Origin of the sequence: Imperialibacter roseus (assembly GCF_032999765.1) — a bacterium.
Classification (GTDB): Bacteria; Bacteroidota; Bacteroidia; order Cytophagales; family Cyclobacteriaceae; genus Imperialibacter; species Imperialibacter roseus.
On sequence record NZ_CP136051.1, the window covers coordinates 3,535,344 to 3,562,088 of the forward strand.

24 protein-coding genes are annotated in these 26,745 nt (G+C 46.5%); 11 read left to right on the forward strand and 13 right to left on the reverse strand.

The window, feature by feature from the left end:
* Window positions 1–38 precede the first annotated feature (38 nt).
* The 3 genes from RT717_RS14670 to RT717_RS14680 all read left to right on the forward strand — a co-directional run bounded on the left by RT717_RS14670 (window position 39) and on the right by RT717_RS14680 (window position 3,890).
* The gene (locus RT717_RS14670) at window positions 39–2,288 is read left to right on the forward strand and encodes a xanthine dehydrogenase family protein molybdopterin-binding subunit (RefSeq protein WP_317487134.1); all 2,250 of its coding nucleotides are present in this window, start codon (window positions 39–41) and stop codon (window positions 2,286–2,288) included.
* A gap of 111 nt (window positions 2,289–2,399) precedes the next feature.
* The gene (locus tag RT717_RS14675) at window positions 2,400–3,386 is read left to right on the forward strand and encodes an aldo/keto reductase (protein ID WP_317492363.1); all 987 of its coding nucleotides are present in this window, start codon (window positions 2,400–2,402) and stop codon (window positions 3,384–3,386) included.
* A gap of 162 nt (window positions 3,387–3,548) precedes the next feature.
* A complete protein-coding gene (locus RT717_RS14680) occupies window positions 3,549–3,890 on the forward strand; it encodes a hypothetical protein (protein WP_317487135.1) in 342 nt (113 codons plus the stop codon).
* 12 nt (window positions 3,891–3,902) lie between these two features.
* On the opposite strand, the gene RT717_RS14685 is transcribed toward RT717_RS14680, so the two are convergent.
* The 8 genes from RT717_RS14685 to RT717_RS14720 all read right to left on the reverse strand — a co-directional run bounded on the left by RT717_RS14685 (window position 3,903) and on the right by RT717_RS14720 (window position 13,352).
* Window positions 3,903–4,541 carry an acyltransferase gene (locus RT717_RS14685; RefSeq protein WP_317487136.1) on the reverse strand — a complete coding sequence of 213 codons (639 nt, stop codon included), beginning with the start codon at window positions 4,539–4,541 and terminating at the stop codon, window positions 3,903–3,905.
* Window positions 4,501–5,754 carry a glycosyltransferase gene (locus tag RT717_RS14690; protein WP_317487137.1) on the reverse strand — a complete coding sequence of 418 codons (1,254 nt, stop codon included), beginning with the start codon at window positions 5,752–5,754 and terminating at the stop codon, window positions 4,501–4,503. Before RT717_RS14690 ends, RT717_RS14685 begins: the two co-directional genes overlap by 41 nt.
* Window positions 5,754–6,692, reverse strand: a complete 939-nt coding sequence (locus RT717_RS14695; protein ID WP_317487138.1) for a hypothetical protein — start codon at window positions 6,690–6,692, stop codon at window positions 5,754–5,756. The genes RT717_RS14690 and RT717_RS14695 overlap by 1 nt, the downstream gene beginning before the upstream one ends.
* Window position 6,693: 1 nt before the next feature.
* Window positions 6,694–7,614 carry a glycosyltransferase family 2 protein gene (locus RT717_RS14700; RefSeq protein WP_317487139.1) on the reverse strand — a complete coding sequence of 307 codons (921 nt, stop codon included), beginning with the start codon at window positions 7,612–7,614 and terminating at the stop codon, window positions 6,694–6,696.
* A complete protein-coding gene (locus RT717_RS14705) occupies window positions 7,611–8,522 on the reverse strand; it encodes a glycosyltransferase family 2 protein (protein ID WP_317487140.1) in 912 nt (303 codons plus the stop codon). Before RT717_RS14705 ends, RT717_RS14700 begins: the two co-directional genes overlap by 4 nt.
* Before the next feature lie 2 nt (window positions 8,523–8,524).
* Window positions 8,525–9,703 (reverse strand): glycosyltransferase family 2 protein, encoded by a 1,179-nt coding sequence (locus tag RT717_RS14710; protein WP_317487141.1) that lies wholly within the window; start codon window positions 9,701–9,703, stop codon window positions 8,525–8,527.
* 107 nt (window positions 9,704–9,810) lie between these two features.
* Window positions 9,811–10,494, reverse strand: coding sequence for a LytR/AlgR family response regulator transcription factor (locus tag RT717_RS14715; RefSeq protein ID WP_317487142.1), 684 nt, complete (start codon window positions 10,492–10,494; stop codon window positions 9,811–9,813).
* Entirely contained in the window at window positions 10,491–13,352 is a 2,862-nt protein-coding gene (locus tag RT717_RS14720; RefSeq protein ID WP_317487143.1) for a PAS domain S-box protein, read from the reverse strand. The genes RT717_RS14715 and RT717_RS14720 overlap by 4 nt, the downstream gene beginning before the upstream one ends.
* A 303-nt stretch (window positions 13,353–13,655) precedes the next feature.
* Between RT717_RS14720 and RT717_RS14725 the strand changes: the two genes are divergently transcribed.
* Window positions 13,656–16,076 (forward strand): ABC transporter permease, encoded by a 2,421-nt coding sequence (locus tag RT717_RS14725; RefSeq protein WP_317487144.1) that lies wholly within the window; start codon window positions 13,656–13,658, stop codon window positions 16,074–16,076.
* Window positions 16,077–16,141: 65 nt separating this feature from the next.
* Here RT717_RS14725 and RT717_RS14730 read toward each other — a convergent pair whose 3' ends face one another.
* From RT717_RS14730 to RT717_RS14745, 4 genes are all read right to left on the reverse strand, one after another.
* The gene (locus RT717_RS14730; RefSeq protein WP_317487145.1) at window positions 16,142–16,555 is read right to left on the reverse strand and encodes a DUF1573 domain-containing protein; all 414 of its coding nucleotides are present in this window, start codon (window positions 16,553–16,555) and stop codon (window positions 16,142–16,144) included.
* 140 nt (window positions 16,556–16,695) lie between these two features.
* Entirely contained in the window at window positions 16,696–17,793 is a 1,098-nt protein-coding gene (locus RT717_RS14735) for a mannonate dehydratase (RefSeq protein ID WP_317487146.1), read from the reverse strand.
* A 78-nt stretch (window positions 17,794–17,871) separates the two neighbouring features.
* Complete coding sequence (locus RT717_RS14740) at window positions 17,872–19,545, reverse strand: ATP-binding protein (RefSeq protein ID WP_317487147.1); 1,674 nt, start codon at window positions 19,543–19,545, stop codon at window positions 17,872–17,874.
* An 86-nt stretch (window positions 19,546–19,631) separates the two neighbouring features.
* Window positions 19,632–20,969, reverse strand: a complete 1,338-nt coding sequence (locus RT717_RS14745; RefSeq protein WP_317487148.1) for an ATP-dependent DNA helicase — start codon at window positions 20,967–20,969, stop codon at window positions 19,632–19,634.
* A gap of 168 nt (window positions 20,970–21,137) precedes the next feature.
* Between RT717_RS14745 and RT717_RS14750 the strand changes: the two genes are divergently transcribed.
* The 4 genes from RT717_RS14750 to coaD all read left to right on the forward strand — a co-directional run bounded on the left by RT717_RS14750 (window position 21,138) and on the right by coaD (window position 23,700).
* Entirely contained in the window at window positions 21,138–21,656 is a 519-nt protein-coding gene (locus RT717_RS14750) for an NUDIX hydrolase (RefSeq protein WP_317487149.1), read from the forward strand.
* Window positions 21,657–21,727: 71 nt separating this feature from the next.
* Complete coding sequence (locus RT717_RS14755) at window positions 21,728–22,318, forward strand: hypothetical protein (protein ID WP_152001003.1); 591 nt, start codon at window positions 21,728–21,730, stop codon at window positions 22,316–22,318.
* Window positions 22,319–22,324: 6 nt separating this feature from the next.
* Entirely contained in the window at window positions 22,325–23,212 is an 888-nt protein-coding gene (locus RT717_RS14760) for a DUF3822 family protein (RefSeq protein ID WP_317487150.1), read from the forward strand.
* Between the two features lie 32 nt (window positions 23,213–23,244).
* A complete protein-coding gene (gene coaD / locus RT717_RS14765; protein ID WP_317487151.1) occupies window positions 23,245–23,700 on the forward strand; it encodes a pantetheine-phosphate adenylyltransferase in 456 nt (151 codons plus the stop codon).
* Here the strand turns inward: coaD and RT717_RS14770 are convergent.
* On the reverse strand, window positions 23,688–24,374 hold the full coding sequence (locus RT717_RS14770) for an NUDIX hydrolase (RefSeq protein WP_317487152.1): 687 nt from the start codon (window positions 24,372–24,374) through the stop codon (window positions 23,688–23,690). The genes coaD and RT717_RS14770 overlap by 13 nt on opposite strands.
* A gap of 199 nt (window positions 24,375–24,573) precedes the next feature.
* On the opposite strand from RT717_RS14770, the gene pyrE reads away from it, so the two are divergent.
* From pyrE to RT717_RS14785, 3 genes are all read left to right on the forward strand, one after another.
* The gene (gene pyrE / locus RT717_RS14775) at window positions 24,574–25,224 is read left to right on the forward strand and encodes an orotate phosphoribosyltransferase (protein ID WP_317487153.1); all 651 of its coding nucleotides are present in this window, start codon (window positions 24,574–24,576) and stop codon (window positions 25,222–25,224) included.
* A gap of 4 nt (window positions 25,225–25,228) precedes the next feature.
* Window positions 25,229–26,101, forward strand: a complete 873-nt coding sequence (locus RT717_RS14780) for an aldose 1-epimerase family protein (RefSeq protein WP_317487154.1) — start codon at window positions 25,229–25,231, stop codon at window positions 26,099–26,101.
* Between the two features lie 90 nt (window positions 26,102–26,191).
* A complete protein-coding gene (locus tag RT717_RS14785; RefSeq protein ID WP_317487155.1) occupies window positions 26,192–26,656 on the forward strand; it encodes a YHS domain-containing (seleno)protein in 465 nt (154 codons plus the stop codon).
* Window positions 26,657–26,745: the final 89 nt, after the last annotated feature.

Here is a 26,745-nt window from a genome sequence, read left to right on the forward strand (position 1 = left end):
TATTGGGTATCTTAAAGCCTATTCCAAACCCCCATCAAATGGCTACAACACGGACATCCCTCAACAGGCGCTCCTTCTTAAAAACCTCCGCACTGGCAGGTGGCGGCCTCATGCTAAGCTTTAGCTGGCTGGCCGGCTGCAAGCCTTCTCCCGAACAGGCGCTCAGTCTCCCCGACGAATGGTTTGACCTCAATGGCTTCATCAAAATTGGCAATAACGGACTGGTCACCATCATGTCGCCCAATCCAGAGGGAGGTCAAAACATCAAAACAGCCTTCCCAATGATTGTTGCCGATGAGCTGGATGTGGACTGGAAGAATGTAGTCGTAGAACAAGCGCCGCTGGACACAGAGAAATACACACGGCAGTTTATAGGTGGCAGCCAGGCCATCCGCCAGGGCTGGAAAAGCCTTCGCATGGCCGGAGCAACAGCGAGGTACGTACTGAAAGAAGCTGCCGCTAAAGCCTGGGGAGTTCCCTCTGGTGAAATTATCACTGAGGCTGGATTGATCTACCACAAAGCCAGCGGCAAACAGGCCGGCTACGGCGAGATGGCTGCTGCGGCAGTGTCGATTCCCGTACCTGAGGAAGTGGCGCTCAAGGCGCAAAAAGACTTTAAGATCATTGGCACCTCCCGCAAAAATGTGGATGCGAAAAAGATCGTGACCGGCCAGCCATTGTTTGGCATCGACCACAAAAAGGAAGGCATGCTCATCGCCATGGTGGTTCACCCGCCTGCATTTGGTTTGAAACTAAAGTCGGTAGATGATAGTACTGCCAGGGCTATGCCCGGCATCGTCGACGTGTTCCCCATCAAAAACATGCAGGACGACTATCAGCGACAGTTTTTCGACACCTGCGCCTTTACAGAACTGGTGGCCGTAGTAGGCAAGTCCACCTGGGAGGTGATGAATGCCAGAAAGGCCCTTAAAGTGGAATGGGAGCCATTCTCCGATTATTCCGAAACGAGAGACAATGGTACCAGGCTGTTTCCTGCTGGGCTCGAAAACAGTGTTGGCCACAGAGAGCAAATGGCCAAAAAAAAAGGCAAAACGGTAAAAGTGCTTCGCAAAGACGGCGATCCTGAAAAAGCATTTAAGACTGCTGCAAAAGTCATAGAGCGCACCTTTACTGCCCCCTTTCTGGCACACAACTGCATGGAGCCCATGAACTTCTTTGCCGACGTAACTGCGGATGGAGCTACGCTGGTTGGGCCACTTCAGAAACCAGAATTCACCGAAAAAACGGTTGCTGCACGCCTGGGTATTCCGCTTGAAAAAATAGATATCCAAATGACCCGGCTTGGCGGCGGATTCGGTCGCCGGTCATACGCTCACTGGATGGTGGAAGCTGCGGTGATTTCCGATAAAGTAAAAGCACCGGTAAAGCTCGTCTACAGCCGGGAAGATGACATGACCTCAGGTATCTACCGCCCCACCTACCAGGCCACTTACCGGGCAGCTCTGGATGCTGAGAACAACCTGATCGGCTTCCATGTTAACGGTGGTGGCATTCCTGAAAGCTGCATCTATGCCAACCGCTTTCCGGCTGGTGCGGTCGACAACTACCTCGCTGAAGACTGGGTGCTCGACTCCAACATCACCACCGGATCCTTCCGGGCACCCCGCTCCAACTTTATTGCTGCCGCAGAGCAGTCGTTCCTCGACGAAGTAGCCGAAGCAGCAGGGAAAGACCCCATCGATTTCCGACTGGAGCTGTTGGAACGAGCAAAGAACACCCCGGTCGGCGACAACAATGACTATGATGCTGAGCGGTATGCTGGTGTGCTCCAACTGGCGAAAGAAAAATCGAACTGGGGTGAGAAAAAGGCAGGCGTGCACCGGGGTGTTTCTGCTTACTTCTGCCACAACAGTTACGCTGCCAATGTGTTAGACCTGGTGTTTGAGAATGGCAATGCCCGGGTAGAGAAAGTCACCTGTGCCATCGATTGTGGCATAGTCGTGAATCCTGATGCAGCCGCTAATCTGGCCGAGGGAGCCACAGTGGACGGCGTCGGCACGGCGATGTTCGGTGCCTTTACCTTTAAAGACGGCGTTCCGGAAAAGACCAACTTCGACAAGTACCGGATGATCCGCACGAAAGAAGCACCCAAAGTCATCGACGTGCATTTCGTCAAGAATGACATTGACCCAACCGGCATGGGAGAACCGGCCTACCCCCCTGTTTTCGCCGCATTGGCCAATGCGCTTTACCAGGCCACTGGCAAACGCCTGTACGATCAGCCATTTGCGCCGGCGCTGGAGGAGTTGTCGAGGTCGAGGATTTAATATTGTTTGATTTTCGTAGCTGTTTATTTGTTTTTCATTACTCAAACAGCCTCCATGACCCTACCTTTGATTTGTTAAACGTAATAAACGCAAACAATCATGAGTAATACTTTGCCAACACGCACCCTCGGAAAAAACGGTTTGGAAGTATCTGCCCTTGGCCTTGGCTGCATGGGTATGAGTTTTGGTCTTGGTCCGGCCGGTGAGAAAAACGAAATGATCAAAGTGATTCGGTCTGCTGTAGAGCAGGGTGTCACTTTCTTTGATACTGCGGAGGTCTACGGGCCCTACACAAATGAAAGTCTTGTGGGGGAAGCTCTTCAACCTTTTAGGAACAAGGTAATTATTGCTACCAAGTTTGGCTTCAATATCGTCGACGGAAAGATGGCTGGTGTCAATAGCCGCCCTGAAAATATAAAGAAGGCGGTTGAAGCATCACTCAAGCGACTGCGGATAGACTCAATAGATTTGCTTTACCAGCACAGGGTAGACCCCAATGTGCCCATTGAAGATGTAGCCGGAACCGTAAACGACCTTATCCGGGAGGGAAAGGCGAAACACTTCGGCCTCTCAGAAGCCGGAGCCACCACGATCAGGAAAGCACATGCCGTTCAACCAGTTGCTGCCCTTCAAAGCGAGTACTCACTCTGGACAAGGCAGCATGAAAAGGAAATCATTCCCACCATTGAAGAATTAGGGATAGGGCTTGTGGCGTTCAGTCCATTGGGCAAGGGCTTCCTGACGGGCAAAATTGATAAAAACACGAAGTTTGGCGAAGGTGATATTCGCAGTATGCTGCCAAGATACGCCGAAGAAGCACGAACGGCTAACAAAGCACTGTTGGACATGATTGCAATGTTTGCTGAGCGAAAAAATGCTACCAATGCCCAAATTGCTCTGGCCTGGGTACTGGCACAAAAACCATGGATCGTGCCCATTCCCGGCACCACCAAAATCCACCGCTTGACGGAAAACATTGGCGCCGCCGCTATTAAGCTAACAGCTGACGAGTTGAAGGAAATGGAAGCAGCTTCGGCACAGATTGAAATCGTGGGTAACCGGTACACCGAGGCAATGGAAAAGGCGACGGGGTTGTAAAACACGAGACTTTGCGAAAAGCAGCAATAAAGGCAAAAGTTGCACAAAAAATTTAGTCAGCCGCAATCACCAACCGACATCTGACGTATTACCCCTTCAAACATGATGGATGTCCTGTTTTCTCAGCATCGCTTTTGCGATTTTTGATAAAATTGTCTGCGCATGAGCAACAAGACGCCCCTTACCATTATCAGAGCAATTCACACCTTCATTTGGGGATTTTTCAATGTTGTGATTTTCTACATGCTCTACGCAGTCATCACCAATAGAATTGACAAATGGCTATGGATCGGTTTTGCACTGGTGGCGTTGGAGGGCATCACGTTATTAGTCTTTAAGTGGGTTTGCCCACTGACCATTGCCGCCAGAAAGTACTCCTCCTCCACAGCCGACAATTTTGATATTTTCTTGCCAAATTGGCTGGCCAGGCACACCAAACTGATCTACACTTCCAAAGTGTTTTTCATTGCAATTCTGACCTTGATTCGGTTGTTGTCGATTTGAAGGCTTGTCAAACTATTTCGTCGCAGCTAATGGCTTCACCCACTCCTTCTTTTCAAAATCCCATACCCTGACCACCTTGGCCGGGTTGCCTACAGCCACTGAATAAGGCGGAATATCTGTCATGACCACTGAGTTGGCACCAATACGGCAATATTTGCCAAGCACCAACGGTTCTCCGTTCTTTTTACCCATAATCACGGTGCCTGTGCCTACGAAAGCATCCTCTTCCAGTATAACAGGGGCCTTTTGTGAGGGCTGAAAATGATGTGGCAGGTCAGGATCAATGCCATGATGCATGCCAAGGATGCGCACATATTGCGAGAGCCCCACATGTTTGTGCATCGTTACTGGCCCTATGATCACGCAGCCAAGTCCGGTATGTACCTCATCCCCCATCACTATGTCTCCCATACCGTTGTTGATCAGCACTCCCTTTTCAATACGGGAGTACTTGCCCATGCTGAACTTGTTGAAAGGAACCAGGTCGAGACGGGAGCCCCAGCTGATGCCTCTTTTAAAATAGCGGGGAAAGATCAGCCATAGCCAGATATACCATCGCACCCTGGCACTGTAGGGCTTGCGCTGGAAAATGAGCTGAAGCACCAGCTGCTTAAGCTTCGGGCTGCTTCTGATCTTTTCTTTGAGAGACATTTCCTTTTGGTTGTTTTTCGAGAGCAAACCTGATAAGCGTCCCAAACTGCCTTGCCCGGTGTGTCCATGTATTTTTTGAAGCCACGAGTGCCCGGTGCTTTTGTTTTTCTTCATCATCGGAAGCGTAGGCTTTCAACACTTTGTCCGCAAAGTCTTCCGGTGTCAAACCCATCTCAACCACTTCACCGAGGCTGTCCAGCACTTCGGGATTAAAGTTGGTGCTTACGACCGGCTTGCCTGCTGCGAGGTACTCAAAAAGCTTCAGCGGGTAAATTCCCTGGCTTACTTCGTCACATTTGAATGGAATAATGGCCACGTCAAACCGAGCCACCACCGAAGGTGCCTCCTCGTGGTTGCATGAACCTGTAAAGTGTATCCTTGGGTGATCAAAAACTTTTTCTGGTACATATCCCGGCTCTACGGGGCCTGCCAGCACAAGGTTCCAGTCGCTCAATACCTCCACCGCATCATGCAACAAATCAAAATCTGTTCTCCGCTCTATGTTCCCCAGGTAGCCCACCACCTTGCCTTCAATGCCAGCAAGGCTCTTGTGATACGCTCCTTTGATGGCCAATGCTTTGTTGAAAAGCTTATAGTTGGCTGCATTAGGTACCAGGAAACTATTCTCAATTCCCTGGTCGGTAAATTTCTTTTGTAGGGCTGGTGCTGTTGAAATCACCATGTCCGATTGTTCCACGGCTATTTGCTCGAGATAAGGGCCATGGCGCAGCGTAAATGACTTCACCATTGGGTCAATGCAGTGATAGACACTCAGCGCAGGTTTTATGGCCAGCTTCTTTTTAAGTCCAGGGAAATAGAAGTCGAAGGAGTTGATGTAAACCAACGATTCAATATGGCTTTGCTTTAAAAACCGGTTGATCCTCCTGGCCACCAAGCCGTGATTCAGACCAGAGAATAAATTGTAGATAATCCCCCTGGGGAGAAAGTTAATAGGCCAAACAAAGGGAGGAAGGAGCACCTTCACTCCCTCTTTTTCGATCACAGGTTTTTTGAAGTAAGCCAAAATCCTTTTGCGAATCTCCGGTTTGTGGAACCCCTTAAGCAACTCAGCAAATGTAAAAGGATGATCGACCAGAATCAGATTATTGTCCAATGCCAACTCTCTCGAAATTTGCCAGGTCGTCGACGTATATCGTTCATCGTGCCGGGGAAGGGAAAGCACCAGTATGTTAGTATTTGCAAGTCTGGTCATCAGGATGCCATTTGGTTAACCGGCTGTCTCGCCTCCAGGCCTTTCCGAAGCTCCACCGCTAAATCCGGGTGACGATCGTACTGATGTACTACGGCCAGCGGTTGTCCGGTAAGGTTCTCAATTCTTCCATTAGATACCGAAAATTCTGTTAAATCCGAAAAGTGAAGAGTAGCGATCGATCCTGATCCGTTGGCTTCCAAGTGTCTGGTAAGCCCACGCAGGCGATAGTAAAACAAGCGAATATGAATGGCCTGATCGGCACCAAGCATATCGATAATCTTCGGAAGGTTTTCATAGGTCTCTTCCAGCATTTCTTCAATATACTGATTGATGGCCCGGCGAGAGCCATAGGTTACCCCAGCACAAGCCACATTTTTATCGGCCATTTGCTCGAAAATAGCATCAGAGTACGTTCTCCTGATCCACTTCTCGTTCATCTCACTTTCACTGTTGGCCACTGGCTCAATACCTGTCACTATCGCATCGCTTTGAAGGGTTGCAAATGGATCGTATTGAAAAATGATATCCCGCACATCGGCAATCATCACTTGCTCATGAGGAAGCTGCGACAAGAGCTGCTTGATCAGGAAAAATCTTTTGACCATAAACTGTGTTAGCGGAGAGGTTAATGCCTCAATTCTCGTTCTTCTTAGTGGGTCCCGTTCCCATTTTGCTGACAGGTACTGCGCATATTTTTGCTGCAGCGAGGGCATCTTGCTAAGTACCTTGGCTATTACCTTGCCTGTAAAATTCTCCTTGAAAGGAATGAAATGAACGCCTTGAATATGACTACAGTCTGCCTCAAGTTGAGGGATGTTTTTGCCCGCAAACATGTAAATATCAGTGTCAGGTATGAACTTTTTGCAGCTCAGAACAAAGTGTTTAATATGTTCAAAGCCATAGCCCACCCCAAAAGTGATTATTGCCTTTCTCATCATCTTACGATTTGGTGACGAAATCATCGGTAGTATGCTTTAATTTTTTAGGTCCGAAAGCGTATTCAATTAGCTTTCCTGACTCATTCTGAATTCTTTTTATAAACGCATTGAACAGCGTGCCGTCCTTAAGAAGTCTCCTCGAACTCGTCCACATCCTGGCTTTGCTATTGCGCACCAGCTTCAGCTTTCCAATCTCTCCAAGCTTCCGGCCCATCCTGCCATCTTCTCCAAAAACAACGAAGTTGGCACTCGACTCATCGTTGTCAAACACCCGGGTCACAGGCATTTCGAAGCCTTTCACAGCCAGCCCCTGCTCTATGCGGAACCCAAAGTTGGCACCACGCACATTCAAAAACTCCCTTCTAATGCGTCTGTATTCGAAAAGAATTTCTGCCAAAAGTTCATAAAAGCCGAGCTGGACACGGCCAGCCTTACCAAAGGGTAGGAAGCTGTAGTTGGCATACACACAGGTAATTTTCTCATTGTCCATGAGTGGCTTTACCAGGGTCTCGACCCAGTGCGGAGGGTACAACGAATCGCCATCCCCGCAAAGCTGGTACTTGCCTGTAGACGCTCTCAGTCCCGCCAGCCTGGCATGAGCGATGCCTTGTTTCGTTTCAAGTAATGACCTCACTCCCAGCCTGTCTAGTAATGCCTGAGTGCTATCAGTCGAGTTATTGTTAACGATGATCAATTCAGTTGGGTATTTCAGCTCCATGGCCGAAAAGGAAGAAAGCGTTCTTAGCAGGTTTTTCTCCTCATTCCAAACTGGAATTACGACCGAAACAACAGGTTGGTTTGCATGGAACTTCGACAAACCAGCTTTGATTCTGTCAAGCTCAGAGGCCGAAGCCTGCTTCCAGTCGCCATCTTTGAAATTATGTTTTCTCACCCAGCCGGGCACATTGAATCGTGAGCTCATGAGTATCTTAGATTATTAAATTTGTAACCAATTTTTTGGGAGTAGATAGGCGACTGAAAATTCCAACCAATGCCTGCTAAATGAGCCTTGATATTGCCCCACTGCTTCTTCAAAGCATAGGAAACCAGGTTTTTTGGTGTGGCCACCAAAAGAAAATATATCCAGAACAAGGTCAGGTAGAAAGACCTTGAGTTACGGCGCATGAACAAAATCCTGTTTCTGCTCATAAAATAACTTTTCAGCTCACTGATTGGACCCACGGTTTGCGACTCCTTGTGAAACAGCATCGATTGGGTGTCAACAGCGATCTTAAATCCATGTTTCTTGATCATCTCGGCCCAGTCGTGCTCTTCATAGTAGAGAAAGTATGTCTCCGGCATCATGCCAACTGCTTCCACAACTCGCTTAGGAATCATCATAGCCGCCCCGTGAGGAAAGCTTGTGTAACTCAATCCTTCGTCATCTGCTGCTGCCGTTGCTGTCAGGCATTCGTTGCGACAGGTTACTTTGTTGAATGGAGTGAAACCAGCATACTGCATTACATCGGGGGTGTCGAAATAATAAAGCAAGGGGCACAACACGCCAATAGCCGGGTTGCTCTTCATCATCGAAACGAGTCTGGGTAAGATATCGGCCTTGAATTCAGTATCGTTATTGATAAAAAAGAAATAGTCTCCTTTTGCTTTTCTGATGCCAAGGTTGTTTCCACCGGCAAAGCCGAGGTTGATGTCGCTTCTTACAAACGTGATCCATGGGTGCTGAGCCTTCAACAACGGGCCCGGGTTCTCCCGGGACCCATTGTCTACCACCACCATCTGAATGTCTTTCATCCCCAGCTTTTCAATGCTCCGAAGAAGTTCCAGGGTGACTTTAGTATTGTTATAATTAACTGTGATGATCGATACCATACTTATACTGCTAATTTTCTTTGCGCTTTTTCCCACACGGCCGATTGCTTGCCATTCATTAGTCGCCATAGGCCCCGGAAAACAGAAACATTCATGATGGTGAAGTACAAGGGTATGTACAGAATCTTCAGCCTTGTTTTTCGCTTTTCAAGTAGGTAACCCACAGCCGCCATTACATAAAATGCTATCTGGGCAACGAAGAGAATCGTGCCTGGCAAGTAGCCCTGAAGAGCCAGCATGAAGCTGGTGACGAGAAGAAGCGGCAACATCAGCGGAGCGAGTGTCCAGCGAAGTGCCCGGTGCGATACATACTGAAAGGTCAATACAGGGTTGGGGAAAGGATTAAGTAGTCCGCTCATGCGTACTACTGCCTGAAGTCCTCCGGCGGCGATTCTCACCTTCCGCTTTATTTCTTCGGTAATAGAAAGGGAAGCCGTTTCAAGAGCATATGACTGTGCCTCATATACTACCCGATGCCCTTTAGCGGCTATTCCCATTGTGAGTACAAAATCTTCGATAAGGGTGTCGGCCGGCACGGGCTCATAAAGGGAAGTTCTCACAGCAAAAAGCTCACCTGCAGCCCCAACCACTGAGTGCAGCTCTGAATCCCATTGTTTGAGCTTTGATTCATATTTCCAGTAGATGCCTTCACCAGCGGCTGAAGCATCGTCGGCGTTGGTTTGTTCAATCCTTTTTTCTCCGGCCACTGCCCCCACCGATGGGTCAGCGAAATGGCGAACCATGTTGGAAACTGCCTCTTTGTTGAGCAGTGTATTGGCGTCGGTGAAAATGGTGATAGGCGACGTAATGCTTTTCATTACCCTTTCAACAGCAGCCAGCTTTCCTTTGCGTTCGGGTCTGTGCTCCAGGGTAATGGCTGGGTATTTCGTAATAATCTCGTTGGTCTTATCTGTACTGCCGTCAGTGACAAAAAGAAACTTGATCTTATCAGACGGGTAGCTAAGGCTCAGGGAATTCCTGATTTTGTCTTCCACACAGTCCTGCTCGTTGTACGCAGCAACTAACATGGTTACTTCTGGCCACTCGATGGTAGAGAATTCCTTTCTTGGAGAGAAAAGTCGCTTGAATTTTACAAGCACAAAAAGCACCAACCCATACCCGAGGTAGCTGTAGAAAAGAATACTAAAAGCGACAATACTGAGAATGATAAGGATTTCCATTTCTGATCTTTTCCACCAAATTAGTGGGTGATCAGTGGTTGGGGCCTAAGTATTCGATAGTTGGGGACGAACTGTCGATTTTTGGATTGAATCGGTGGAAGAGGGAATCAGAGAGTTTTGATATGGTTCATCAAAACGGGCTTATGTGCCCTACTGATAGGTATTACTTTGTCTTTAATCACCAGGTTAGTTTCCTCAATATCAACAATCTTGGAAAGGTTCACTATGTACGACCTGTGCACTTTCAAAAACTTGCTGTTGTCTATTTTAGCATCAATGTTTTTTAAAGTAGAGTGAACAATGAATTTTTCTTTTTTCTCGGTGTGAAAGACGACATAATCTCCGATAGATTCTACGTATAAAATATCATCCAGGCTAAGCCTTACATGCCTCCCATCTACTTTTATATAGAGTTCGTTAATCTCTTTGGATGTCTTTTTACCGTGCACCTCTCTTGCTTTATCGATGGCCTTTAAAAGCCTGCTCAAAACAATGGGTTTATGCAAATAGTCAGTCACCTTATATTCAAATGCTTCGAGGGCGTACTCCTTAAGCGTGGTGGTGAAAATAACCTGAGGAATGTCGGGTTTCATGCGAACCAACTCCATGCCATTGAGCTCTGGCATTTCAATGTCGAGCAAAATAAGGTCTACCTCTTCTTTGTTTAAAAAATTAAGCGCCTCTAGCCCATTCTCACACATCCCCACCACAGTGAGGTCTTCAATCTTATCACACATGAGCTCCAGCGATTTTCTCGCCATCTCATCATCATCAACTATCAGACACCTCATTGCAATAAATAGCTTTTAATTCTAGCCAACTCATTTTGTACAATTTGCAACTTTGGATCAATATCCCCAATAAATTGAGAAAACTTCTGTTGAAGGGTATTCGTCATGCCCGATGCCTTGCCTTCGGTTTCTATTTCAACAAGGAGCTCTGACACTTTGGTCAGTCCCACCATAGCAAAGTTGGGAGATATTTTGTGCACCTTCCGAATGAATTCCGCCTCGTTTCCCTCTTTTTCCAGCTGTTTCAAAAGCTCAATTTCGCTGGCAATGCCATCAACAAAAATCTGAAAGATGATGGAAGCCCTTTCTACATCGTCCTCATACATCATGTAAAGGTGCTCTCTGTCCAAAGAGGCTGAAAACTCAAAATCGGGCATTTTTTTCTCTTTCTCCTGCATTTTCTGATCCTTTAGGGCTTTGAGCAATTGCTCAGGAGTAAACGGTTTAGTCAAATGGTAGTTCATGCCTACTTCGAGGGCTCGGTTGCGCTCATCTACCAAAGCTGAAGCAGTCAACGCTATAATCGGAACTGTGCAATTTGGATTATTTTCCATGCTCCTAATCCGTATGGTTGTTTCGTAACCATCCATTTTAGGCATCCGTATATCCATTAAAATATAATTATAAACATAATTTTCAACGAATTCGAGTGCTTCAACCCCATTATTAGCTATATCACAGGTAATTTCCCATTTAAAAAACAACCCCGAAAGGTATTGCTGATTCATTTCATTATCCTCCACTATCAGCACCCTGCTAAGGTCGGGAGGAGAACTACTATCATGGCTTGGTTCCTCGGCTAGCTCGGCTTCGCCCACCCTTAACTCAAGAATCACCCGAAAAGTGGTGCCCTGACCTTCTTCACTTTCGAGTTGTATGGTGCCACCCATCATTTCCACAAGGTGCTTCACTATCGAAAGCCCAAGTCCGGTGCCACCATACTTGAGCTTGGTTTCTTTATCGGCTTGCTTAAAGGTCTCGAACACCATTTTTTGCTTGTCGGCCGATATCCCAATGCCTGTGTCCCACACAGAAAATTCCATTTTAACCGAGTCCCCTATTTTCTCCAGCACTTTAGCAGCGATAACGATGAAGCCTTTTTCAGTGAACTTGGCAGCATTACCCACCAGGTTGATGAAAATCTGGTTCAGTGCCGTAGGGTCTGCCAGAAGGGTCTCGGGCACATCAGGTGATATGTCGGTGAAGAAATTGATATTGCCCTTGCCCGCCTTCACCTCAAAGGTCTTCATGACCGATTCTGCCACGTTCCGGATGTTAACGGGCTCCTCGGCCAGCTCATACAGCCCCGCTTCTATTTTAGACAGGTCAAGGATACCGGATATCAATCCAAGCAGTATTTCTGTCGAAAATTTGATTGTTTTAAGGTAGTCGCTTTGCCGCTGATCCAATGCCGTGTCGCCCAGCAGGTTCGACATTCCAACGATCGCATTGATTGGATTGCGGATTTCATGACTCATGTTGGCCAAAAACTGCTTTTCTGCCAGCATGGCCTTTTCCGCTTTGTTGCGGGCAATCCGCAATTCTTCCTCCAGTCTCTTCCTGTCAGTGATGTCGTAGTGAATGCCTAGCGATCCCTGAATAACGCCCTTTTCGTCGTAAAACGGAGCTCCGCTAATCAGCACCCATCTTCTTTCGCCACTTTTATTCAGTATTTCTATCTCGTAAATATTGGCTTTGCCCTCAAGCCTTTCTGCGTCTTGCTTTTCTATAATTGCCAACGACTCCGGCGGCACAAGCAGTTCATTGGCTTTTTTGCCAACGAGTTCCGCCGTGGTATAGCCAGTCATTTCACAGAACCTCTGGTACGCTTTTATTATTCGCCCATCACGGTCTACCTCAAGCAGGCCCAGCTCCATGTTTTCGATGAGACCTCTGTACTTTTCTTCGCTGAGCTTTAATCGCTTCTCCTGGTTTTTATCTTCTGTAATATCCAAATAGTGCCACAGGTGGCCCAGGTAGGTTTCATCTTCAAAAATCGGGATGTAGTCACGGAGCAGTACCGTGCCGTCATTCATTAACAGCTCCTCCCGGCTCACCAATTGTTGCTTGTTCAGCAGTTGTTCTATGCGTTTGGCAAAAGCTGCGGGATTGGCAAACAAATGTTTAGTCTCTTCTGCAGAATTACTGCAGTCGGCACCAATCAGATCATCGGGCTGAGCAGAAATATTGAAAATGGAACAAAGTTTCTCATTCACCAGCACAATTTTGCGGTGCTCATCCTCTACAAGAATGCCCGCATTGAGACTACCAATTAGCGAGGTGAGCCTTAAACTTGCCTTCATCAACTCCTGCTCCGAGTCAATTCGCTTCGAAACATCTCTTCCAACGGCGCTTACCTTGAGAAGCTTGCCTGAAGGATTGTAGAAATACTGCACATTTTGTTCTATCCAAATCCATTGACCGTTAACGCCAATGACAGGCACCACACTAAAACTGCGTTTCTCCTTCTCAATTCTTTGCTGCTGGTAGAAAAAAAGTATCTGTTTTTTGTATTTATCAGGCACAAAATCGACAAACTTTCGCCCGATAATTTCTGACTTATTCTTGAAACCTAAACTCTTAACAGCCACTGGGTTTACCAGGGTAATGACTCCGCTTCCTGTTGTTTCGTATATAAAATCAGTGGCCGATTCGATAATCTGCCGGTACCTAAGCTCACTTTCCTCTGCTAGCCTGGTTCTCTCGTCTACTTTCAACTCCAGGCTCTCTTTCAGGAGTATCAGCTCCTGGTTGGCACTCTCAAGTTCCTTGGTTCTCGAAATAAGCACAGTCTCAGCTTGCTTCCGCAAAGCTACCTCTCTCTGTAATTGCTTTTTTAAATCTTCCAATTCGTCCATTCCAGCCATCTGAGGTTTGAGGCAATCCACGATTGATCCAAAAAATTACAACTTCTTCAGCATTTTTGATAGCAGAAGTAAATATCATTCACTCCAATATGCTTTTTGAAAGCAACCTCGCTTTTTATTCATTCGCTAAACGCAAAAACAAGTAGAACTGCGACCTGTGTCTTACTCTATGCGGCATTCCTACCGTGGCCCGGCTACACAAACTCAACCTCATTTCTATTAAAAAATTATCACTTCAACGCAACCTGAAGGCAGCTTGGCGCATCTAAACAACGAGGTCAAAACTAACTTACTATGCTTAAAAACTTTTTCAATGTCACCTTCAGGAGCATTCTGAAGCACAAATTCTACTCTTTTATCAATATTCTAGGGCTCTCTATTGGCATCACTTGCTTTCTGATGATCACGCTTTATGTGAAAGACGAGCTGAGCTATGACAAGCACCTCCCAGCCATTGAAAGGCTATACAGGCTCGATTTCACGGGTACTATTGGCGGCAACACTTTCATCACTTCCCTTTCGAGCGTGCCTGCGGCGCAAGCTCTGATAAACGACTACCCGGAGGTGGAATCGGCAGTAAGGATGCGGGAAAGAGGCAATGAAATGATCAAGCCGGAGGGCCAGATGCAGATCTTCAATGAGGAGAAAATACTGCTGGCTGACTCAAACTTCTTTGAGTTTTTTCAGCTGCCCCTGCTTGAAGGTGATCCAGCAACTGCGCTGGCCGCCCCAAAAAAGGCAGCTATAAGCGAGTCGATAGCAAAAAAATATTTCGGTGATGAGCCTGCGGTTGGCAAAACAATAGAAGTGCAAGGCTGGGACAACTTTGAGGTTACGGCTGTATACAAAGAAATGCCCAGCAATCAGCACTTTCATGCCGACGTGCTATTCTCAATTACCAGTACAAGCGAAGCTTTCAATACGCAGTGGATGGGCTTCAATTTTGTCACTTACCTCAAAATTAAGCCTGAGAACACTGCTTCTGCCCTTGAAGCAAAATTCCCCGACATGATCACCAAATACATCGGGCCCGAAATTCAGAAGTTCATGGGGCAAAGCATGGAAGAATTTCACGAAGCGGGGGGACAATTAGGCTATGCCTTATACCCCGTAAGGGACATTCACCTCAACTCCAGCAAGCTCGGCGAGTTTGAAGCAAATAGTGACGTTACCTATGTCTATCTGTTTTCTGTCATCGCTTTCTTCATTCTGCTGATTGCCTGTATCAACTTCATGAACCTGTCCACGGCTCGTTCCGCAAACCGGGCTAAGGAAGTGGGTGTCCGTAAAGTACTGGGTGCACAGCGCCCGGTTATCGTTCGCCAGTTTCTGGCAGAAGCACTTATCCTAAGCTTCTTTTCATTTATGCTGGCTTACGGGTTATGCTTTCTGCTCCTTCCCTCGTTCAATACATTAGCCGAAAAGCAATTAGCCATCAGTGCCTTGCTTACACCCGGGTTTATTATCACCATCTTAGGGTTGATCTTTGCCGTAGGCTTATTGGCCGGCAGCTACCCGGCCTTCTACCTCTCTGGCTTCAAGCCTGTAGAGGTACTTAAAGGCAAGCTCAACCTCGGCATGAAGAGTGGGGCCATTCGTAGCATTCTTGTTGTCTTCCAGTTCACACTCTCCATTATCATGATAGTGGGCACCATGGTTATTTATGATCAATTGAATTTCATACGAAACAAAAAGCTGGGCTACCAGAAAGATCACCTGATCATTATCAACGACCCCTGGCTTTTGAAAGACAACCTCAACGCCTTCAAAACTGAAGCACTGCGAAATTCATCTATCATTAGCGGCACACTCAGCAGCTTTCTGCCTGTTAATGGAAACAACAATAACAACCTTTACTTCAAAGGAAAAAATCCTCAAAACGAATCCCACATAGTCAGTGATTGGCGTGTGGATCAGGACTACGTGCCCACATTCGGGATTGAAATAAAGGACGGACGAAACTTTTCAAGGGAGTTTCCGAGTGACTCTTCTGCTATTGTAGTCAATGAGGCATTTGTTAAACAGTTTGGCCTTGAAAACCCGATCGGAGAATTGATTTCTACCCATGGCGACGACGATGACATTGTTTCGTACAAAATCATTGGCGTTATGGGCGACTTCCACTATGCATCGCTTAGGGAGAGCATTTACCCGCTAATGATGAAGCTGGCCAGCAGCCGGGGAAATATCACTTTCAAAGTGGCTGGCGACAATATTGATCAAACCATCGCTACCCTGAAGAGCACCTGGGAGCAGTTTGGCCCGGGGCAGCCTTTCAGCTACAACTTCATCGACCAGCAGTTTGAGGATGTGCACAAGTCGGAAATGCGTATAGGCTCCATCTTTATGGTGTTTGCCTCGCTGGCTGTGTTTATTGCCTGCCTTGGGCTGTTTGGGCTTGCAGCTTTCACAGCCGAGCAGCGCAACAAAGAAATTGGCGTACGCAAGGTGCTTGGCGCCAGTGTTTCCAGCATTATGGGCTTGCTCTCCTGGGAGTTTGTGAAGCTGATCGGCATTTCCTTTGTCATAGCGGCGCCCACGGCCTACTTTGCTGTTGGCAAATGGCTCGACAACTTTGCCTACCGAACCGACCTCAACCTGGTGACTATTTTCATTGCGGGCTTGCTATCGTTGGTAGTGGCCTGGCTCACCATGAGCTTTCAAACTTGGCGAGCTGCCCGTGCCAATCCGGTAAACTCCCTCAGAAGCGAATAACATAAAAAAAGAGGCCAGCCCAATTTACTTGCGCTGGCCTCTGCCTTTCAAAAGGAATGTCTTTCTTACTCCCCTGCTTCTTTCTTAGGCAAAACGTTTGTGGTAATGCTGATCCTTTCGCTGCTATTGGTAGCGTTAGAAATAATGGTGATCACCTTGTTTTGCATACCCATTTTTCCAGCGCTGTTGAATGATACCTTTACTTCACCTTTTTCTCCGGGAGCAATAGGCTCTTTTGGCCAGCTGGGGGCTGTGCATCCGCATGTTGTCAGCACTCTCGACAAAATCAGAGGCTCAGTGCCTTTATTTGAAAAGGCAAATACATATTCAACCTTATCTCCTTGTGTAATGTCGCCAAAATCGTGAGTAGACTCTTCAAACTTAATTTCAGGACCCTTCTTTTCTGCAGCCGCATCCTGAGCTTGTACAACCACTGCCGATACCAGCATGAAAACTACTAACCAAGCAAACTTTCTCATATTCAATTATATTTTGTAAAACTCAATTTTAATACACAAACAACGATGTAGGTAACCGTTAGTTCCATTACTAACACCAGAGAAGCGTTTTTATTCTCCTTCATTAACAAAAGTAAATAAATTTCTCAGAGCAAAGAAACTTAGCTGCTCTTCGATACAGCTTCCATTAAACCCCGCATATACCCTATAGCATAAAGGTTGCCAAGAATGCCATACCCGGGATGATTATTTTCCTCTCCTTCCATCGTCGGTACATGATCCGGCCGGATAGGCCCTTTGAAGCCGACATCATAGTAGGCCTTCATGGCTTCATACATATCTGTTTTGCCATTGTCGTGAAAGCTTTCTTCAAACTTCCATTTGTCGCCAATGATGTCACGGAAGTGCACAAAGTAGATGCGATCTTTTTTGCCAAAGTACCTGATGGCCGACGGGATATCCTCCCCCATAGTGGCAAAGGTGCCCTGGCAGAAAGTGAGCCCGTTGCTTGGGCTGGAATGCATATCAAGCATACGTTTGAAGGCCTCCACTGAGGTCATGATCCTCGCAATACCCCGGATGTTGGGTATTGGCGGGTCATCAGGGTGCATGGCCATTTTAATCCCTGCTTTTTCGGCTTCCGGCATAATTGCCTTCAGGAAGTAGTCGAGGTTACTCCACATTTTTTCGGCAGAAATTTCGCCGTACTCGGTAAGAGGCAGGTCTTTTACGTCTTCGTAGTTAAAGGCAGTAACGAATGCGTCTCCCCGGCCCCTCTTGTCGACCTGGCTGCGGTGCCAGCTAATGACAGGCATCCAGTTGTAGCAAACAGTGTCGATACCTGCCCTGGAGCTGCTTTTTAAGAACGTAATAAAATTATCAAGCTCTTCGTCTCTCCCAGGCAGGCCCAACTTGGTTTTTTCAAGTGTTGGCGGCCCTTCCAATACCCGGAGCACCAATCCTTCTTTGGCAAATACGTCCTTTAGCCCCTGGATAGTCTCATAGTCCCACGGCTTTTTGCCTGGCACCCCAGCCATACCAGGGCTTACGGAGCAAACCGCCCCATTTACACCCATTTGGCGTTGCAAAGCCAGTTTTTGCGGTTGCATGCCATAGAAGTATGACATGCAAATTTGTAACTCATCTTTCAGTTGTGGATCTCTTCTGATGCCCTCACCAAATGCATAACTGTTTCCCAGGCCAGAGAGGGCTGCCAGTGAGGCAGTGCCCTTTATAAACTGTCTCCTCGACTTTTCCATGTTCTTAAATATTAGGTGTTGCGAGTCGGTCTAACCTGCCAGGGAAGTTAACAAAAAGAGGAAACTTCAAAAGGTTAACTACTTATGAACGGTTCGCAGGTGAAGTGTGAAAACAGAACCCTTACCAAACTCAGATTCGACAGTAATCTTCCCTTTGATCTTTTGTGCAGCTTCGCTGGCGATATAAAGCCCAAGTCCCGATCCTTTAGAGCTGGTAGTGCCTCGATAAAACATTTCGAAAATTCTTTTTTGCATCTCTGGTTTTATTCCCTCACCGTTGTCACTCACCATGATCGACACCTCGCTACCTTTCTTCCGGGAGGTGATTGAAATTTTGGCGGGATGGTTGTCATTTTTTTTTCTGTACGCAATAGCATTGCCAATCAGGTTGGCCAAAATCACCCGGACGCTGGTTTTATCATTGATGATCTCACCCACAGTAAGTGACGAGAAATCAATCTCAACAGCATCGAATCCATCCATATAGCGAACGTCTTCAATGATATCGGCAATGAGTTCCTGCATATCTATGCGCTGGTAGTCTGCCTCCACTCGCTTAACGTGCGAGAAATCGAGCACCTCCACAATAAATTGTTCTAGTTTCCTGACACTGTCTTCAATCTTATTGAAATAAGTTCTATGTTCCTCCTGGTCCTGAGTGAGTGTACTGAGATTAACCAGCCCTTTTATCGATTTAAGAGGTGCTGTAAGGTCATGAGAAACACTGTAGACAAAGTGATCCAGCTCCTTATTGGTTGTTTTTAGTTCATTGTTGGCCCTTTCCAGCCGAATCACCTGATCGGTGATTTGCTCCCGGGCGAAATTGATGTCATCGATCACCCTGCCAGTTATTGCCGAAAACACGTAGAGCAGGCTGGTGCCGAGGTAAATATTGATCAAAAAGGGATCAATCGTGTACTCCCCCATCGTCTCTATCTCCCTGACGACCGGAATAATATAGGCAAGTATAAAGATGAAAGAGTTGGTGAGCACGGCCATGCCAAACCCAAAACGCAAAGCAAACCAGAGTGAAAAAACACCATACACAAACCAGTATCGATCCAAACCGACAAAAAATGACATCATGAAAATTAAAAAATAGATAGCAACTACCAGGAGTTTATCCTTACCGGGGATTTTAGGGGTGTAGTCGTTGAAATCAAAATGAATAGCAAGCAGGCCCCGTCGGCCCATCACCGGTGTTAGAAAATATAGGATTGGAAGGGTTAGTCCAAAATTACACATAAACTCCCTCAGCCAGCCAAGTACAGCAGTGCTGGAGAACATAACAATCGGTACGTGGAACAACAAAAAGAATAGCGCCTTAAGAAAAAGGAAGGAAATGAACAGGGGAATAATTATTCCCCACAGCAAAAACATGTTTAGGTTGTGCGTATCCGGTATCCAATACTTCCCATGGTTCTTCACAGAAAAAAGATACCATGAAAGGAAGACAAATGATGTCTCGGGCAGGGCAAACAAAGGGCGGAAATACCAGGGATCCACGCCCCACAGGTACCCGAAAATGACCGCATTGACGTACACCATGGGAAGCACCCTAACCGGCCCCCACCAGTTGACAAGTATTATTCCTATTGCAGTGGGGAGGTAAATCAGAGCGGCCGAAGAGGAAATTCTGTATAACGACGACAGATAGCTTGCAGCAAAAAAGATAATAAGGGGAGCCACCCACGTCCACCAGGGCAAGATATTTCTCAGCTGAGTTTGGCTGACTTGATTGTCAATTTTCACACAATGGCCCAGGTTGGTTGCTAACTAATATACCGAAAAGATACAATAATAACATACATAAGGAACCTCAACTAGGTTTAGACTCCTTAGCCAGCAAAAAATTTAGCGTCAAAGTTAACAAGAAAAACTTCATCGGTGGCCCGTGTGACAGCCGTATACAACCACCTGACAAAATCCTGGTTTATCATATTGTCTTTTACGTATCCCTGATCAACAAACACTGCTTGCCATTGGCCGCCCTGCGACTTGTGACAAGTGAGAGCGTAGGCAAACTTAACCTGAAGCGCATTCAGGAACGGATCCTTTTTTAAAGCCTCCGCCCTCTCCTTTTTATTGACCAGGTCTTCATAGTCCTTCAGCACCTCCTCGTATAATTTCTTATGATCCTCCGGGCCAATGGAGGGCGTTGGCGCATGCAACGACTCCAGCAAAACCTTTGCCTCAAACTTGCCTGCATCATAGTCGATCATTCGCAGCTCGAGGTCTGCAAACCTAAAGCCATACGCCTCCTGAAAACTGATGATTTTCATGATTTCAACAAAGTCGCCATTGGCCAAAAACCCTCCCGGAGCATCCTCGGGGAAATAGAAATAATTGTTTCTGGTGGCAAGAAGTATGTCGCCGGCATTGATCTCGTCTTCCATAAAGTGGATTTGTCGCCTGATGTATTGATTGTACATCACTGCTGACTTATTTGATCGACAAATAATGATGGTATTTTCCTGGCCGAACTTGTCATATGCATACCTCAACCCCTCCTCCAGTTTCTCGGAAGTCATCCGGAAGATGTCTTTGAACGGCCTGGTTACGAACCTGGGAGTGTAATTTTCAGCCTTTATCAGCTCCCGAAGAGCGGTAGCGTTTTCCAAAATACCCGACGCCTTTTCCTGGCGTAGCACTTCAGTGAGCTCCACTTCCTTCACATCCACGTGAAATTGACTGCGCAGGTAAGCGCTACTCATGGCCGGCGACTCAATTTGACCAACGGGTGGGAGCTGCGCCACGTCCCCTACCAAAATAAGCCTGTTGGTCTCTTTTTCAAAAACATACTCCATAAGATCTGCCAGCAGCCCATTTTGCCCAAAGTCGCTTTCGTTGGAGAGCATTGACGCTTCATCCACAATGAAGATGGTATCTTTTTGATAGTTTTTCTGTCGGCTAAATTTCAGGTTTTGGCTGCCCGGCTCTGAGGTTTGCTTGTAAATCACTTTGTGGATCGTGAATGCCGAGCGCTTGGCATAGCCGCTCATCACTTTTGCGGCCCGGCCGGTAGGTGCAAGCAGAGAATATTTTCGATTGAAAAGTGGTAGCACATTTACCAACTGGCTAACCAGGGTCGTCTTGCCTGTTCCGGCATAGCCTCTCAGCAGCAGAATCTGCGGGCCCGGCTTTTCATCATTCAGCAGCTCATCCAGGAGGCCCATAAAGGCTCTCTGCCCTTTTGTGGGGGCAAACGGAAAACGGCGTTCGAGTACTTCGGAGGGTAAGGGCAAAATGAGAAGGTGGTTATCTGTAAACGTCGAATTTCCTCAATAGCCTGCTCAAATCAAACATTGAAATGAATTGCGTATACAAAATCCGGCAGGTGGGTGATGGAATTTTCCCTAAATTTGAAGATGGATGTTAGCCAGGAGGTAGAGCGCCTGTATGGGCACGAAGTAAGAACGAGGGTGTGCGGCATTTGCTTCAGGGAAGACAAGCTGCTGTTGATCAAGCACCTGGGCCTTACCGCAGCCGGGTTTCTGTGGGCGCCGCCTGGTGGTGGCGTGCAATACGGCACCAATCTGGAAACCAACCTCATTCGGGAATTCAAAGAAGAAACCGGCCTTAACATAAAAGTGGTTAGATTTCTTTTTGTCTATGAATATGTGGGCCCGCCCCTGCAAACAATAGAACTATTCTTCGAAGTTCAGCCCACAGGCGGAGACCTGTGCAGAGGCGTTGATCCTGAAATGTCTGATTCCCAGCAAATAATAGATGAGGTTCGTTTTGTATCTTTGAAGGAGCTGAACGATTTTGCGCTGGAAAGTCTCCATCACATGCTAAAGGGTGTTCACAGCAAGGAAGACCTACTTCGTAAAACAGGATTTTTTAAATTTGAAAAGAATTAATAAAATAGCGTTTTCTATTAAAATCATATAGTTTCGTAAACTAATAACTTAAGCACTCAAATAGTCAAAAGATGAATACCACCAAAATTCTATCCATTGTAATTCTAGTTATTGCTCTAGCTTTAGGATATTATCTTTTCAGCAGCATCAAAACTGACATTGATACCACTGAAAGAATTGCCAAAACTGAGGCGAGAGTTATTAACAAGCTTAAGATGATCCGTGAGGCTCAGGTAGCTTTCCAGAAAGTAAACGGAAAATACTCTGGCAATTGGGATGAATTACTTGCATTCGTGGATACGGGTAGCTTCTACATCACAAACAAAACGGAGATCATTATTCCACTTGACTATGGTGCTGACAGTATTTATGTTGAAATTGACACAATAGGAACAGTTTTGGTGAAAGACTCAATTTTTAGCCCAAGCAAGTTTCCTAATTTCGACCTTGCCACGCTTCCTCTTATCCCCGGAACAGACGGTAAAAGGTTCGATATGTGGGCTGATAAGATTGACAAAGCAGGTGTGATGGTTGATGTAGTGGAAGTAAGAGACATTGCTCCGGTTGATCCGGCCAGAAAAGAATCCAACGAGATCACTAACCGTAAACCACTTCGTTTCGGTTCGAGAACAAACATCACCACATCGGGAAACTGGGAATAATTGCCTTTGGAGACTCTCGTAGCCAACTACAAGCTTTTAAAAAAGGTCAAAGACGCCAAGTTTGAAGTCGATGACCTTCATCACTATGGGTTGTATCTTCAGATTGGCATCCGTGATTTCCAGTTTTGTGTAATCGACAACAGAGACAATCGATGTCTTCTTTATGAAGACTTTGCCTTTGAAAACGTGAAGACGGTCAATGCCCGTCTTCAAGTCGTTCAAGATCTTTTTGAGAATCATCACCTGCTCATGGCAGGCTTTTGGAGCACCATCAAGCTTTCGATCAAAAGCCACAAGTTTGCGTTGGTACCTCAGCCGGTATTCTCAAAGGAAGGGCTTGTCGACTATCTGTCGTTTAATACCCCGTTTAATCCCAGATACGAAGAAGTATACTTCTATAAGCACATCAGCACCGATGCTGTTAACGTGTTCTCTGCCGACAAGAAGCTGATAGACTGGGTCAGGGAGCTGTACAATCAAAAAGAAGTAATTGTTGTCCACCAGGGAAGCGCATTCATTGAGGGCATTCTGAAATACAACGACCACTCAGGCGAAAAGTCGATGTTTTGTTTGGTCGACAAAGGCATCCTTCACGTGGTAATCACTTCTGATAAAAAGCTACACTATTACAACCAGTTTGCCGTACGAAAAAGTGCTGACTACCTTAAATACATCATGCTTGTGTTTAAGGAAATGAAGCTGTCGCAAAAGAAAAGTAAAGTGCTATTCTGGGGTGGTTTAACCCCACAGTCTCCGCATATTCAGGAGCTCAAAAAGTATATCCGTGACATTTCGTTTGGAAGTCGTCCTTCCTATCTCTCTTTCAGCTTTGTGTTTGACGAGATTCCTGATCACAAAGGCTTCGATGTATTCAATATTTTTCTTTGCGACTAATCTTGGCTAACTTTTAGCCAGAGACTTTTTGTATGCCAAATAAAACCGCTGTCTTTCCTGGTTCATTCGACCCCTTCACCCTGGGGCATTTCGACATTGTGATAAGGAGCCTGAAGCTGTTTGACGAAGTAATCATCGCCATTGGCCACAACAGTCAGAAAAAAAGGTATTTCCCGCTTGAGACTATGCTCAGCAAGATAGAAAGTGCCTTTGTGAAGTATCCGCAGGTAAAAATAGTGACCTATGACGAGCTGACCGCAGACCTCGCCAAAAGGCTGGGCGCTAAAGTACTACTGAGAGGACTCCGAAATACAACGGACTTTGAATATGAGAACAGTATTTCGCAGGTAAACAGGTACCTGAACGACGAAATAGAAACCATGTTTTTGATTACTTCCCCCAAGTACGCCCCCATTAGTTCCACCATTATCAGGGAAGTACATAAATACGGTGGCGATGTAAAGGCCTTTCTGCCTTACGAGTTATAAGCTTCTCTTTTCACTTTATAGAATTCCCGGGCCACGTGCCGGATTGATCGGTAGGAGTTGTAAAGAGAGGCCCTTACATCTCTTATTTCCATCCACCTAAGCTCATCAATGTTTTCCTCTTTTTGCGGAGTCATTTGACTATCATCTATGAGGTCCATACGGTACCAGTGGGTCTTTTTCAAGATGTACTTCTCGTTCATGATATAGGTGTGGTAGGTAGCGCAAATCTTCTCGCCCAAAAGCACCTTCACCCTGCACTCTTCCTCCACCTCCCTCACGGCTGCCATTTCCGGCGTTTCCTTCTTCTCTAGTTTTCCCTTTGGGAAGTCCCATTTACCAAGGCGGTGAATCAGCAAAATCTGATCTCCCTTCTCCACCACACCACCCGCAGCCTCAACAATATTGAACTTTTCCTTCAGGTGATTGATGGTCGCCTTGCGCTTACTCACGGCAAATGTGACTGCATCAAGGTCTTTCAACTTCTTTTTTGTCATCAACTGAAGAAGCTTGTCTATGTCTTCTTTCGAAGCGTTGATCACAAGCACATCGTCTTGCAACTTTTTGGTATCGATGCCGCCTCGCTTTCCGTCAACGATATGGTTGTATTGCTCGAAGTTTTGCACTTCGTCGAGCTTTTTTATGGAGACAGGGATATCGTTGATGAAAATTTTCATGTTGCGATCTAAGGGAATTCAATAATGTAAATTCTCCTCAATATGAAAAAGTTTTTGCCAGGAATTCATTAAAAAAAATCTACTAGCCCGGACACACTGAATGAACATCGTAAGGCACCTTTCGGCTATTTCTTATTCGGGTCAATATTTAACTAAGAACAGAAATGGCAATTTTATCGAGTATGGTTACTTTTGACACATGAACATTAAAATTGCAGACCCTGCCGTTGCCGCCGCCACCGCCAAGCACTTGCTCAGCATTGGGGCAGTAAAGCTCAGCCCCGACAAGCCGTTTACCTGGGCTTCTGGTTGGAAATCGCCTATTTACTGCGACAACAGAATGACATTGTCCTACCCTGAAACAAGAAGTTTCATGAAGGAACAGTTAGTCAATCTTATCAAGAAGGAATTTCCCAGCGTCGGGGGTATTGCAGGAGTGGCCACCGCAGGCATTCCCCAGGGAGCACTTTTAGCTGACAGCCTTGATTTGCCCTTTTGCTATGTGCGCTCCAAGCCGAAAGACCATGGCATGGAAAATCTCATCGAGGGAAGGATAGAGACTGGCCAGAAAGTAGTTGTTGTCGAGGACCTAGTCTCAACTGGAGGCAGCTCACTGAAAGCTGTAGACGCCCTTAGAGGAGCCAAAGCGCAAGTGCTGGGCATGGCAGCCATTTTTACCTATGGTTTCCCTCAGGCCGAGCAAAACTTCGTCAGGGCCGAGGTAAACCTGGCTTGCCTGTGCGACTATGAGTCGCTGATTAAAGTAGCCAGCGATAATGGCTATATCAATGCCTCCCATGTGGCGTCGCTCGGAGCATGGAGAACTGACCCCGCCAACTGGAAAGCCTGAACCAATGGACTATAGCCTAACTTCGTCAGACCTCATTGTTGGTGTTAAAACACTTGGTGCAGAACTCTGTAGCATCAAAGGTGCCAGCAGTGGTGTAGAGTACGTCTGGCAGGCTAACCCAGCCGACTGGGGCAGGCACGCCCCTATTTTGTTTCCCATAGTGGGCAAGCTCAAAGGCGACAGCTATGAGTACATAGGGAAAACATACCATTTACCACAGCATGGCTTTGCAAGAGACCAGCCGTTTAGTCTGATAGAATCGACCACGTCAAAGTTGGTGTTCGAACTTACCTCAAATGACAAGCTGAAGCTTGTATATCCCTTCGACTTTTCATTGTCAGTAACGTATGAGCTCTCAGGAAACTCACTCCGAATTTCCTACGCAGTAAAAAACCCAGGCACTGGTCCCCTCCTCTATTCCGTTGGTGCCCATCCTGCATTTCGTATTCCTATTCATCCCAAAGCCAAAAGGTCGGACTACGAAATCCTTTTTGAAAAAGAAGAGGCAGTGGCTGTGCACCTAATTGACGGCGGACTGCTTTCTGGCAAAACCGGACCCCTTTCCCTTGAGCAAAACAGGCTGGCTATCAGTGACTCTCTGTTCGACAAAGATGCGCTTGTGTTTAAGGGGCTTGCCTCAAAAAAATTATCACTGGCAAAAGCCGGAGAGGCACCGTTCTTAAATTTCTATTTCGATGCTCCTTACTTTGGCATCTGGTCTAAGTCAGCCACATCTCAATTCGTGTGTCTTGAGCCATGGAACGGCATTGCTGACAGTGTCAGTCACAATCAGGCTTTAGAAAAAAAGGAGGGCATTCGCAGCCTGGCCGCTGGCGCAACCGAAACATTCGGCTTCACTGTCGAAATCGCCGGGTAAAACTGTCTTCCCAATGACCAACCAATCAGATTGGCGAACCGAACACAAACCCGGGAAGACCAGCCACGTTCGAGCTTGTATATAAAAAATATGAAGCTCTTTATATTCACTCTCCTTCTGTTTGTTTTTCAAATCGGTGTAGCTCAAGATGCAACTCAAAGGAAAAACAATTTCAACCTGACTAAAAATGGTGTTGCCCTATCTGGCTATGACCCGGTGAGCTACTTCAAAAGCCCGGAACCAAAAAAAGGCGAAGCGACATGGTCGTATACCTACAAAGGAATTACTTATTGGTTTAGCTCAGCTAGCAACCGCTCTGAGTTCGTTAATTCACCTGCGGCTTATGAACCGTCGTATGGCGGGTGGTGCGCCTATGCCCTCGGCACTTCCGGCGAAAAGGTAGAGGTAGATCCGCTCACCTACAAAATCTACCAGGGCAAACTGCTACTTTTCTACAACAGGCTTTTCACCAATACGCTCACTCTTTGGAACAAAGACGAGGGCACATTCTTTACAACAGCAGAGAAAAATTGGCCTTCTATAATTAATCATTGATTTTCTAGTACATTACTTAGACCAAAGAGGTGTAAAGGTGCAACTCTCATTTTTTCCTCTACAAAATAGCGGTAGTCGTCGAAATAAGC